General features: G+C 73.3%; 10 protein-coding genes. 9 read left to right on the plus strand and 1 reads right to left on the minus strand.

The genetic code is table 11. The features are described 5' to 3' along the window. Nucleotides 1-37: 37 nt before the first annotated feature. The 9 genes from ACIG36_RS20325 (at nt 38) to ACIG36_RS20365 (ending at nt 10,018) form a co-directional block, all read left to right on the plus strand. Nucleotides 38-955 (plus strand): SDR family oxidoreductase, encoded by a 918-nt coding sequence (locus ACIG36_RS20325; protein ID WP_399929438.1) that lies wholly within the window; start codon nt 38-40, stop codon nt 953-955. 75 nt (nt 956-1,030) lie between these two features. Beyond that, complete coding sequence (locus ACIG36_RS20330) at nt 1,031-1,687, plus strand: polyketide synthase (protein WP_399929441.1); 657 nt, start codon at nt 1,031-1,033, stop codon at nt 1,685-1,687. Beyond that, the gene (locus ACIG36_RS20335; protein WP_399929444.1) at nt 1,684-2,388 is read left to right on the plus strand and encodes a polyketide synthase; all 705 of its coding nucleotides are present in this window, start codon (nt 1,684-1,686) and stop codon (nt 2,386-2,388) included. The genes ACIG36_RS20330 and ACIG36_RS20335 overlap by 4 nt, the downstream gene beginning before the upstream one ends. Before the next feature lie 144 nt (nt 2,389-2,532). Beyond that, nucleotides 2,533-3,705 carry a monodechloroaminopyrrolnitrin synthase PrnB family protein gene (locus ACIG36_RS20340; protein ID WP_399929446.1) on the plus strand — a complete coding sequence of 391 codons (1,173 nt, stop codon included), beginning with the start codon at nt 2,533-2,535 and terminating at the stop codon, nt 3,703-3,705. Beyond that, on the plus strand, nt 3,702-4,982 hold the full coding sequence (locus tag ACIG36_RS20345) for a flavin-dependent oxidoreductase (RefSeq protein WP_399929449.1): 1,281 nt from the start codon (nt 3,702-3,704) through the stop codon (nt 4,980-4,982). The genes ACIG36_RS20340 and ACIG36_RS20345 overlap by 4 nt, the downstream gene beginning before the upstream one ends. Continuing rightward, a complete protein-coding gene (locus ACIG36_RS20350) occupies nt 4,979-5,638 on the plus strand; it encodes a DsbA family oxidoreductase (RefSeq protein ID WP_399929452.1) in 660 nt (219 codons plus the stop codon). The genes ACIG36_RS20345 and ACIG36_RS20350 overlap by 4 nt, the downstream gene beginning before the upstream one ends. Beyond that, nucleotides 5,635-7,083, plus strand: coding sequence for an amino acid permease (locus ACIG36_RS20355; protein ID WP_399929455.1), 1,449 nt, complete (start codon nt 5,635-5,637; stop codon nt 7,081-7,083). Before ACIG36_RS20350 ends, ACIG36_RS20355 begins: the two co-directional genes overlap by 4 nt. After that, nucleotides 7,080-8,954, plus strand: a complete 1,875-nt coding sequence (locus tag ACIG36_RS20360; protein WP_399929458.1) for a 2-oxoacid:acceptor oxidoreductase subunit alpha — start codon at nt 7,080-7,082, stop codon at nt 8,952-8,954. The genes ACIG36_RS20355 and ACIG36_RS20360 overlap by 4 nt, the downstream gene beginning before the upstream one ends. Beyond that, entirely contained in the window at nt 8,951-10,018 is a 1,068-nt protein-coding gene (locus ACIG36_RS20365; protein WP_399929461.1) for a 2-oxoacid:ferredoxin oxidoreductase subunit beta, read from the plus strand. Before ACIG36_RS20360 ends, ACIG36_RS20365 begins: the two co-directional genes overlap by 4 nt. A gap of 76 nt (nt 10,019-10,094) precedes the next feature. Here the strand turns inward: ACIG36_RS20365 and ACIG36_RS20370 are convergent, their stop codons facing one another. Then, nucleotides 10,095-12,164 (minus strand): cytochrome b5 domain-containing protein, encoded by a 2,070-nt coding sequence (locus ACIG36_RS20370; protein WP_399929466.1) that lies wholly within the window; start codon nt 12,162-12,164, stop codon nt 10,095-10,097. Between the last annotated feature and the right edge of the window lie 196 nt (nt 12,165-12,360).

A 12,360-nucleotide genomic window follows, 5' to 3' on the forward strand; every position in this document is an offset into this window, starting at 1 on the left:
ACATCGCAACGTCCCCACATCGCAAGGGAAACCCCATATGACTGACGACAGCCGGAATCACTACCTCGTGTTCGGGGCCACCGGCTTCCAGGGCGGCGCCGTCGCGCGGCTGCTGCTCGAGCAGGGCCACACGGTCCGCGGCTTCTCCCGGAACCCGGCCGAGGAGGGCCGGGGCGTCGAGGGCCTGGCCATGGTCCACGGCGACCTGGCCGACGCCGGCGCCGTGCGCCGCGCGTTCGAGGGCATCACCCACGCGGCCCTCGTCATGCCGCTGGTCTACGACACCGAGACGGTGCTGGCCTACGCCCGCAACATCGCCGACGCCGCCAAGGACGCCGGCGTCGAGCGCCTGGTCTACAACGTCAACACCCCGCTGCCGGAGGCGACCACGCCGTACGCGTCGTTCGAGACGCGCCGCGCGGTGGAGGCCGTCCTGCGCGAGAGCGGGCTGCCGCTGGTCGTCGTGCGGCCGCCGGTCTACCTGGACAACCTCTTCAGCCCCTGGACCGGCCCGGCGCTGGTCAACGAGGGCGTGCTGGCCTACCCGCTGCCCGCCGGCCAGAAGGTGGCGTGGCTCTCCCACGCCGACCTGGCCGCCGCCGTCGTCGCCGCCCTGGGCAACGACGGGCTGGAGGGCCGGACGCTCGACATCGGCGGCGCCGAGGTCGTCACCGGCCCGGAGCTCGCCGAGGCCTTCGCCGAGGCCCTGGGCCGCGAGGTGACCTACCTGCCGCTGCACGCGGAGGACTTCGAGGCCGGCCTCGGCCAGGTGCTCGGGGCCGAGACGGCCCAGGGCGTCGCGGGCATCTACCGCTGGGCGGCCACCGGCCAGGACCCGCAGCTGTTCGCGGCCGACCCGCAGACGACGACGCGCGAGCTGGGCATCCGGCTCACTCCGCTCGCCGAGTGGATCGCCGCCCAGCCCTGGCAGCACTGGGCCAAGGCCGGCGACTGACACACCCGGTGGGTGCGGTACGCGCGCGTGCCGCACCCGGACGGGGCACAACGGGGACACAACGGGGGAAAGAGCATGACCGGTCCGCACACGCGCGGGCCCGGGGGCGGGCAGCCCATCGCCGTCATCGGCATGGGCTGCGCCTACCCGGGTGCGCGGGGACCCGAGGAATTCTGGGAACTGATCACCAACGGCCACGACGCCGTCGGTGACGTCCCGCCGGCACGATCCGGCACGTCGGCATCCGGCACGTCGGCATCCGGCGCCGGGGAGCACCGCACCACCGCCCACCGCGGCGGCTTCCTGGACGCCGGGCATCCCGCGCTCGACGCGGGCGCCTTCGACGCCGCGGCCTTCGGCGTCACGCCGGGCGAGGCGGCCGTCATGGACCCGCAGCAGCGGCTGCTGCTGACGACGGCGCGCGAAGCGCTCGAGGACGCGGGCATCCCCGCCGGGCGGCTCGCAGGCAGCCGCACCGCGGTCTTCGTGGGCCAGTCCCACTCCGACCACTGGGACAACCTGCGCGCGGGGGACCGGGACGGCCTGGGCCTGGACGCCTTCTCCGGCGCCCACCAGCGCGGGCTGCTCGCCGGCCGCCTCGCCCACGCCTTCGACCTGCGCGGCGAGGCCGTCACGGTCGACACCGCCCAGGCCTCCTCGCTGACGGCCCTGCACCTGGCCTGCCGCGCCCTGCGCTCCGGCGACGCCACCACGGCCCTGGCCGGCGGGTGAGCCTGATCCTGGCGTCCACCGCGAACGACATGCTCTCCCGGGCGGGCGCGCTCTCCGCGCGCGGCCGCTGCGCGTTCGGCGACGCCTCGGCCGACGGCTTCGTGCGCTCCGAGGGCGCCGGAGTCCTCGTCCTCAAGCCGCTGGAGCGGGCGCTCGCCGACGGCGACCGGATCCGGGCCGTGGTGCTCGGCAGCGCCGTCGGCAACGACGGACGGTCCAAGGCGAGGCTGACCGACCCCTCCCGCGAGGGCCAGGCCGCCGCCATGCGATGGGCCTACGAGGACGCCGGCGTGCCGCCCGGGGACGTCTCCTACGTCGAGGCGCACGGCACCGGCACCCGCATCGACCCGGTCGAGCTCGGCGCGCTCAACGACGTGCTGGGCGAGGGCCGGCCCGCGGGCTTCCCCTGCCTGGTCGGCTCGGTCAAGAGCAACATCGGGCACACCGAGGCGGCGGCGGGAGCGGCCGGGCTGATCAAGGCGGTGCTCTGCCTCGAGCACGGCACCGTGCCGCCCAGCCTGCACTTCACCACCCCGCACCCGGCGGTGGACTGGGACCGGCTGCCCCTGGTGGTGCCCACCCGGCCGCGGGCGCTGCCCGCCCGGCCCGGCAGGCCACCGGTCGTGGCGGTCAACGGCCAGAGCATCTCGTCCACCAACGTCCACATCGTCCTCGGCCCGGCACCCCGCTCCGGCGACTGACCGCGCCCGCCCGACCGCCGCCCGACCGCCGCGCGAGCGGCGCGCGAGCGGCGCGTCCCTTCGCGACGTCCCGGGGCCGGACCGCGCCCCGTTCACCTCCCCGCACCCGGCAGCGGGGACAGCCATGCCCTTCTGGAGATATTCATGAGCCCGCACACGCTCCCCGGCACACCCGTGTCCCACGGCCCCATGTCCGACGGCACCTTTTCCCACGGTGACCCCCTGCAGAACGAGCGGGTCCGAGCCCTGGACCCGCTCGGCGCGGACCAGGCGCTGGCCACCCTGCCCGAGCTCAACGGCCGGGCCGACGTGCCCGCGCTGGCCGCCATGCTGCGCGAACTCCTGCCCCACGAGCGGGACCTGGCCGGCTACTCGACGGACGAGTGCCTGGCCGTCATGCGCGACCTGGGCATGCTGCTCGGCTCGATCAAGCGCCACGACGAGACCGAACCGGCCGGGCTCGTGCCCGAGGTCGTCCCCGTCCTGCGCGAGCTGGGCCGGCGCACCGGCATGGTGCCCCGCGACACCGTGCACCACTACACGACGTGGAACCCCACCGGCGCCCGGCAGCGCATGTACACCGGTGACCCGCAGGAGTCCTGCCTGCAGGAGTCGGTGCGCATGGTCTTCCCGCGGCTGCGCTCGGGCCTGGAGCTGTGCGACGTCCTGGCGCACACCGACCCGACGGACGGGACGTTCGCGACCGTCCTCGACGAACTCACCGACCTGCTCGGCGCGATGGTCGACTCCATCGACATGGTGGTGCAGGAGGTCAGCCCGGCCTTCTTCGCCCGCGTGCTGCGGCCCTACTACGAGAACGTCACCCTCGACGGCCGCTCCTACCTGGGCCCGGCGGCGGCCCAGGTGCCGCTGTGGCTGATCGACCTGGCGGTGTGGGCCTCGGACCACAGCGAGCCCGGGTACCAGGAGTTCCTGGCCGAGTCGATCCCCTACAGCCTGCCGCGCTGGCGCGAGCTGTACGCGTCCTGGCTGCGCGGCCCGTCGCTGGTGGGCCGGCTGGTGGAGGCGTTCGGCGACGATCCCGGCGAGCGGGAGCGGTCCGCGCCGCAGCTGCTGGAGAGCGCCGAGGCACTGCTGCGCCTGCTCCGCGTGATCATGGTCTTCCGGGGGCGGCACCTGGGCATCGCCCGCAAGGCCTACCAGGAGGACGTGCGGCTCTTCCCCGTCGGCAGCGGCGGGGCGAGCGTCGAGCTGCTCAAGCAGATCCTCGACCTGACCCGTGACAACGCCAACCTCACCCGGGGCTCCGCGCACGCGACGCGCGACGCCGGGCAGAACGCGAAGGCCGCATCGTGAGGATTCTGATCGCCGGCGCCGGCATCGGCGGCCTCGCCGCCGCCCTGAGCCTGCACGCCGAGGGCTTCACCGACATCACCGTCGCCGAGACCGTCCAGGAGATCCGCCCCCTGGGCGTCGGCCTGAACATCCTGCCCAACGCGGTGCGCGAGCTGGACGAACTGGGCGTGTACGAGGAGCTGGTGGCCGCCTCGGTGCGCACCGGCGAGCTGTCGTACTACAACCGGCACGGCCAGCTCATCTGGAACGAGCCGCGCGGCCTCGCCGCCGGCTACAACTGGCCCCAGCTGTCCATTCACCGCGGCCGCCTGCAGATGGTGCTGGCGAAGGCCGTGCGCGAGCGGCTGGGCGCCCATGCGATCGTGACGGACTCCCGGATCACCGGCTTCTCGTCGATGCCCACCGGCCGGCTCCGGGTGTCCGTCGCCCATCCCTCCACCTCGACCGTCTCCGAGACCGAGGCGGACGTGCTGCTCGGCGCGGACGGCATCCACTCCGCGGTGCGCGCCACTCTCCACCCGGGCGAGGGCGCGCCGCGCTGGAACGGCCTGGTCGTCTGGCGCGGCGCGACCTGGAGCAGGCCGTTCCTGAACGGCCGCACGATGGTCATCGCCGGGGACGACCGGCGCCGCGGCGTGGTCTACCCCATGTCGACGGGCGCGGGACCGGACGAGCCGGTGCTGATGAACTGGGCCGTCGCCCGCCGCGCCGAGGGCGAGGAGATCCCCGACCGGGCCGACTGGAACCGCCGGGTGCACCCGGAGGACTTCCTGCACCACTTCGCCGACTGGGACTTCCCCTGGCTGGACATCCCGGCCCTGGTGCGCACCGCCGACGAGGCGTTCGAGTACCCGATGGTCGACCGCGATCCGCTGCCGCACTGGACGCGCGGCCGGGTCACCCTGCTCGGTGACGCCGCCCACGCCATGTACCCGATGGGCTCCAACGGCGCCACCCAGTCGATCGTCGACGCCCGGGTGCTGGCGCACTGCCTGGCCGGGCACGACGACGTCGAGGAGGCGCTCGCCGACTACGAGGAGCGGCGCCGCCCGGCGATGACCGAACTGCAGCTGAAGAACCGGCAGATGGGGCCGGAGGTCGTCATCAACATCGCGCACGAGCGCGCGCCGGACGGCTTCGCCTCCATCCACGACGTGATGTCCGAGGCCGAACTCGCGGGCATCTCCGCGAAGTACGCCCAGGTCGGCGCGTTCGACACCCACACCGTCAACCAGCGGCCGGCCGGGCGCGTGAGCGTAGTGAAGGTGAGCCCGTGAGCACCGTCGTCACCGTCGACATCCACTCGGACATCTCCTGCCCCTGGTGCTACGTCGGCAAGCGGAACTTCGAGCGCGCGCTGGCCGCGTTCACCCGGAACGGGACGGTGGACGTGCGTGTCACCCTGCACCCGTACCAGATCGACGGCGAGCGGCCCGCGACGGCCGTGCCCATGCTCGAGTGGCTGGCCGGCAAGTACGGGGCCGAGCGGGCCGCCGCCATGAGCGAGGAGGTGACGGCGGCGGGCGAGCGCATCGGCATCACCTTCCGCAACGCCTCCGGCTTCGCGGTCAACACGCTGCACGGGCACCGGCTGCTGTGGCTGGCGGGCCGCGAGTACGGCCGGGAGGTCCAGGCGCTCCTGGAGGAGCTGCTGTTCACCGCCTGGTTCACCGAGGGCGGGGACGTCAGCGACACCGCGCTGCTGCTGGACCGGGCGGTGCGGGCGGGCATGGACCACGCGCGCGTGAGCGCCTTCCTCGCCTCCGGCGAGGGCACCGCCGAGGTGCGCGCCGCGATCGCCGCCTCCCACGCGCGCGTGAGCGCCGTGCCCGCCTTCGCCTTCGGCGACGGCACCACCCTGGTGGGCGCCCAGGACGAGGCGACGTTCCTGGGAGCCCTGGAGCAGGCGGCCGCCGCGGGCGAGGGCTCGTGAACGGCACCCGGGAGGCCACCACGGGCCCGGAGCTGCAGCGGGTGCTCGGCAGCCGCCAGGTCCGCATGATCGGCCTGGGCGGCGCGATCGGCACCGGCCTGTTCCTGGGCTCGGGCCTGGCCCTGTCGATGGCCGGCCCGTCGGTGATCATCGCCTACGCGGCCGGCGCCGTGCTCGCCCTGGCGCTCGCCTACGCGCTGGCCGAGATGACCGTCGTCCACCCGCGGGCCGGCGGTTTCGGGGCCGTCGCTCACACCTACCTCGGCCCGTGGGCGGGCTTCGTTCAGCGGTGGATGTACTGGGTGGCCCAGGTGGTCAACATCGGCAGCGAGGTCACCGCGGCGGGGATGTACGTCCGCTTCTGGTGGCCGCAGCTGCCGCTGTGGGTGCCGGTGGTGTTCTTCTCCGTCGCGATGCTGCTGGTCAACGCCGCCTCCGTGCGGTTCTTCGGCGAGTTCGAGTACTGGTTCGCGATGATCAAGATCGTCACGATCAGCGTCTTCGTCCTCCTCGGCATCGCCTTCATCACCGTCGGCCTGCCCGGCAGCGACCCCGTGGGGCTCGCCGCCTGGACCGGCGACGGCGGCTTCGCGCCCGGCGGCATCACCGGCCTGTGGCTGGCCATGACCGTGGTGACCTTCGGCTACATGGGCACCGAGGCGGTCGCGCTGACCGCCGCCGAGTCCCGCGACCCCGCCCGCGACATCCCGCGCGCGGCCCGCGGCATGGTGCTGCGCCTGGCGCTGTTCTACGTCCTGGCCATGGCGATCGTGGTGAGCATCGTGCCGCTCGCCGGGCGCGACGAGGGCGGCGTCGGCGGCAGCCCCTTCGTCCAGTTGTTCGTGACGGCCGGCATCCCCGGTGCCGTCGCCGTGATGAACTTCGTCGTCCTCACCGCGGCGCTGTCCGCCATGAACACCAACCTGTACGTCAGCGCCCGCATGGTCCACTCACTGGCCAAGGACGGCTACGCGCCCCGCCGGCTGACCGCGCTGAACGCCAAGGGGGCGCCGGTCAACGCACTGCTGTTCTCGGCTGCCGGCCTGACCCTGGCCACCGTGCTGGCCGTCGTGGCACCGGACACGGCCTTCGCGCTGCTGGTCGGCATCGCCACCTTCGGCGCCCTGGTCACCTGGCTGCTCATCTTCGCCACCCAGTGGGCGTTCCGCCGCACGCGGCAGGCGCGGGGGCTCGAGCCGTCCCCGATCCGGCTGCCGGGGACGCCCGTCACCACGGCCCTGGCCATGCTGGCCGTCGTGGCCGTCCTGGTGACCATGGCCTTCACCGAACAGTTCGCGCCCGCCCTGTACTTCGGCATCCCCTTCCTCGTCCTGCTGCTGGCCGCCTACGGCGTGCTGCACCGCCGCCGCGCGGCCCGCGCCAACCCGGCCGTCCACCGCACCACCCTCGAACTCAGCACCATGAGAGAGATCAGCGATTCATGAGCCTCGACACCGACGTGGGCACCGCCCGCACCCTGGACCGGGTCGTCATCCGCTTCGCCGGCGACTCCGGCGACGGCATGCAGCTGACCGGCGACCGCTTCACCTCCGAGGCCGCCGAGTTCGGCAACGACCTGGCGACGTTCCCCAACTTCCCGGCCGAGATCCGCGCCCCGCAGGGCACCCTGCCCGGTGTCTCCAGCTTCCAGCTGCACTTCGCCGACCACGACATCCTCACGCCCGGCGACCGGCCCGACGTCCTCGTCGCCATGAACCCCGCGGCGCTGAAGGCCAACCTGGCCGACCTCGCGCCCGGCGGCATCCTGATCGTCAACACCGACGAGTTCACCAGGCGCAACCTCGCCAAGGCCGGCTACGCCGCCGACCCGCTGGCGGACGACTCGCTCGACGGGACGTACCGGCTGCACCGGGTCGCCATGGCCACCCTCACCAAGGGCGCCCTCGAGGCAACGGGCCTGGAGCGCAAGGACGCCGAGCGGGCGAAGAACATGTTCGCCCTCGGCCTGCTGTCGTGGATGTACCACCGGCCCACGGCCGGCACCGAACGCTTCCTGCGCGAGAAGTTCGCCCGCAGGCCCGAGCTGGCCGAGGCCAACGTCCTGGCGTTCCGCGCGGGCTGGAACTACGGCGAGACCACCGAGTCCTTCGCCGTCACCTACCAGGTCGCCCCGGCCCCGCTGCCCGCCGGCACCTACCGGCAGATCACCGGCAACACCGCCCTGGCCTACGGCATCGTCGCCGCCGGACAGCGCTCCGGACTGCCCGTGGTGCTCGGCACCTACCCCATCACCCCGGCCTCCGACATCCTCCACGAGCTGGCCCGGCACAAGAACTTCGGCGTGCTCACCCTGCAGGCCGAGGACGAGATCGCCGGCATCGGCGCCGCGCTGGGCGCGGCCTACGGCGGAGCCCTCGGCGTCACCACGACCTCCGGGCCCGGCATCGCGCTGAAGTCGGAGACCATCGGGCTCGCCGTCATGACCGAGATCCCGCTCGTCGTCATCGACGTCCAGCGCGGCGGCCCCTCCACCGGTCTGCCCACCAAGACCGAGCAGGCCGACCTGCTGCAGGCCATGTTCGGCCGCAACGGCGAGTCGCCCGTGCCCGTCCTGGCCCCCCGCTCCCCCGCCGACGCCTTCGACGCCGTGCTCGAGGCCACCCGCATCGCCCTGACGTACAGCACGCCGGTACTGCTGCTGTCCGACGGCGCCATCGCCAACGGCTCGGAGCCCTGGCTGATCCCCGAGGCCGCCTCCCTGCCCGACCTGAGCGTGGAGTTCGCCACCGAACCCAACGCCCCCGACGGCTCCGGCACCTTCTGGCCCTACCTGCGCGACCCGCGGACGCTGTCGCGCCCCTGGGCGGTACCGGGCACGCCCGGCCTGGAGCACCGCGTCGGCGGCCTGGAGAAGGCCGACGGCACCGGCGAGATCTCCTACGACCCCGCCAACCACGAACGCATGGTGCTCCTGCGCCGCGCCAAGGTCGACGGCATCGCCGTACCGGACCTCGAGGTGGACGACCCGGACGGCGGGGCCCGCGTCCTGGTGCTCGGCTGGGGCTCGACCTACGGGCCCATCGGCGCCGCCTGCCGCCGCGTCCGCGCCACCGGCCGCCGCGTCGCCCACGCCCAGCTGCGCCACCTCAACCCCTTCCCGGCCAACCTCGGCGAGATCCTCTCCCGCTACGACCGTGTCGTCGTGCCCGAGATGAACACCGGCCAGCTGGCGCTGCTGCTGCGAGCGAAGTACCTGGTCGGCGTCCGCTCCCACACCCAGGTGAGCGGCATGCCGTTCAAGGCCGAGGAACTGCAGACCGTGCTGACCGACGTGATCGAGGAGCTCCGGGCATGACAGCGATCGACCTCGGGATGCCGGCCCTCGGCGGGCAGGCCGGCGTGCCGGCCGCCACGGCCCGGCAGAGCGCCAAGGACTTCAAGTCCGGCCAGGAAGTGCGCTGGTGCCCCGGCTGCGGCGACTACGCCATCCTCGCCGCCGTCCAGGGCTTCATGCCCGAACTGGGCCTGGCGAAGGAGAACATCGTCTTCGTCTCCGGCATCGGCTGCTCCTCCCGCTTCCCGTACTACATGAACACCTACGGGATGCACTCCATCCACGGCCGCGCCCCCGCCATCGCCACCGGCCTCGCCGCGTCCCGCTCCGACCTGTCGGTCTGGGTCGTCACCGGCGACGGGGACGCGCTGTCCATCGGCGGCAACCACCTCATCCACACCCTGCGCCGCAACGTCAACCTCAAGATCCTGCTGTTCAACAATCAGATCTACGGGCTGACCAAGGGCCAGTACTCGCCCACCTCCGAGGTCGGCAAGGTCACCAAGTCGACGCCCATGGGGTCCCTCGACGCGCCCTTCAACCCGGTGTCACTGGCGATCGGCGCCGAGGCGACGTTCGTGGCCCGCGCCCTGGACTCCGACCGCAAGGGCCTGACCGAGGTACTGCGCGCGGCGGCCGAGCACCGGGGCACGGCGCTGGTGGAGATCTACCAGAACTGCCCGATCTTCAACGAGGGCGCGTTCGACGCCCTCAAGGAGCCGGGCGCCAGGGAGAACCGGATCATCGCACTGCGGCACGGCGAGCCCGTCCGCTTCGGGGCGGCCGGGGAGTACGGCGTGGTGCGCGGCCGGGACGGCCGGCCGGCGGTGCGGGCGGTGGCCGAGGTGGGCGAGGACGCGCTGGTGGTCCACGACGTCGCCGACCCCGACCCCTCGTACGCCTTCGCGCTCTCCCGGCTCGGCGGGCAGGGCGGCGAGCACACCGTCACCGGCGTCTTCCGCTCGGTCGCCCGGCCTACGTACGACGACCAGGTGCGTGCCCAGATCCAGCACGCGAAGGACGCGGCGCCCGCCGGCCTCGACGCGCTGCTGCGCGGCAAGGACACCTGGACCGTCGCCCCCTGACGGCCCGCCGGGCGGCAACCGGAGGACGGGAACGCGAAGGGCCCCGGCGGCGCGTGCCGCCGGGGCCCCTCGGGCGTTACGGGGCCACGACGGCGTCGAGCGCGCCGCGGTACGCCGCCGCACCGGCCAGCACCCGGCCGACGGCCGTCAGCAGCCGACGGCCCAGCTCCGGCGCGGCGTCCGGTGCCGCGTCCTCGAGCGCCGCGACGCCGTCGACGAGGACGGACCGGGTGCCGTGCAGGAACTCCTGGTCGAGGACCGACACGCGCCGCCACAGCGCGTCGACCTCGGCGAGCGTCGGGTCGTCCTCCTTGCCGGCGGCGGCCTGCTCGAGCGCCGCGTACAGCACGGCCGCCGAGTCGGCCCCGCCCGTGGCACCCGCGTCCGCCACATCCGGCGCGCCCGCCGGGAACAGCCCGCGGGCCGCCTCGGTGAGCTCGTCCGCCATGGGCCGGAGGATGTCGGCGACGGTCCGCTCCACGAAGCGCTCGTGCGCCTCGACGGCCCACTGCAGGGTGTACGGGGTGAGCTCCCCGGCCGCGGTGACCAGGCTGGTGCGGGCCTCGCGCACGCTCAGGTCGGTCTGCAGGACGTTCGCCCGCTCGGTCAGGTCGGTCGCCCAGCGCAGCCAGACCTCGTACGCGCCCGCGAGCGCCCCGTCGCCGGTGACGGCCGAGGACGGCCTGCGCAGCGCGCCGACGCGCATCCGCCGCAGCCGCGCGGCGATGCCGGCGTCCTTGTGGTGGCCCATGTGCTCGAAGGCCCAGGTGGCGTCCGTGCCGAGGTAGCCGGCGAGCGGGGCGACGCCGCCGGGGTGGCGGCCGAGGTACTTCGTCACGTCGTAGACGGCGCCGCCGATGCCGATCCAGCGGGCCTGCGCCGCGCGGTCGTGGCGCAGCAGTTCCGAGACGGTGATCTCCGCCCCGGCCCCGGCCGGCTCGGGCCCCACGGGCCCGGGATCGCCGCCCGCCTCGCGCTCCGCGCGGGAGGCGTCCAGCTCGTTGCCCACCCGGGAAGCCCGGGGGAATCCGGAGATGGTCACGTCACGGCCGACGCGGAAGGAGGTGTTGAGGTATCCGGCGACCTTCAGCCGGTGCCGGCCGAGCAGCCCGTTCTCCCCGGCGTAGACGCTCTTGAGCTCCTCGAACGCCGCGCGCAGCGGCGGGTGGGCGCTGCCCTGCGCGTACTCGCTGATCTCCGCGGCCCGCGCGGCGCCGACGAATGTGCGCCAGTGCGCGGGGTAGTTCTCGCGCAGCCGCTGGGCCTCCTCGCCGATGAACGCGCGGTAGCTGCTGCGGCCGATGACGGAGTCCATCAAGTGGAACATCGGCGAGGCCGTCCCGCTGGGCCCGATGCCGTGCTTGACCAGCGGTACGGCCAGCGGGGCGACGGTCTTGGCCCAGACGACGGGGTCGACGTGGAACCTGCCGCGCACACGCGGGTCGATCTTCGGCAGGCCCGCCCGGGTGATCTCGGTGACGCACTCGCTCATCGCGCGCAGGTGTTCCGTGAGCGCCGGGGCGTCGTCGTGTTCCACGGCGGTCTGCGCCCGGCCGGCGGCGGCCACGAGCGGGGTGCCGCGGTCGAGCATTTCCAGCTGGGTCAGATAGAAGTTCTGTTCCTCTTCCGTGCCGACGGTGGGCACCAGCAGCCGGACGTTCTCGACCCGGACGGAATCCGCCGGCTCCCCGGGTTCATTCCACTTCCAGTTGTAGACGATGAGGTCCATATACGACAGGAATGGCGTCTTCCGGCCCAGTCGCGCGCAGACCTGCAGCCAGGGTTCGTGGACCGAGGCCGGGGTGGGTGTCTCGAAGCGCGGTTCGACCCGGTGGTAGGCGTGCACCAGGATGCCCAGGACGGTGGCCGCGCGCTGCAGCCAGCGGTCATCGAGCGCGGCGGGGCTCGCGTCGAGCACCGGCAGCTCCTCGAGACGGGCGCGCAGCCGCAGATCGGCGTAGAGCCGGGGCAGTTCGGCGGCGACCTCGTCCCACAGCCGGTGGGACGAGGGGAAGGCGAGCTCGGGTGTCAGCGCGGGTATGAAGCCGCGGGCCGCCGACAGCGAGCCGAGGTTCTCGTGCCCCAGTTTCCGGTTGGTGTATTCCGCTTCCCGGACGATCGCGTCCAGGCTTGTTCTCGTCACCATGAATTTCCTCGCAGGTTTTTCAGGACGGTTTTCCGCATACGAAAAACGGGATGCCCCTGCCCGGACTCCCCCCGTTTCGGTGACATACGGATCAACCCTGCCCGGCCCCGTAATTGGCCGCAATAAAGCGGAATCCGCCGGGGGTTAACGTTCGTCCAGAAAGGCGCCCGGTGACACGCCGCGCATTCCGGGCGGC

The sequence above is a fragment of the Streptomyces sp. NPDC053048 genome (assembly GCF_044547045.1).
Lineage (GTDB): Bacteria > Actinomycetota > Actinomycetes > Streptomycetales > Streptomycetaceae > Streptomyces.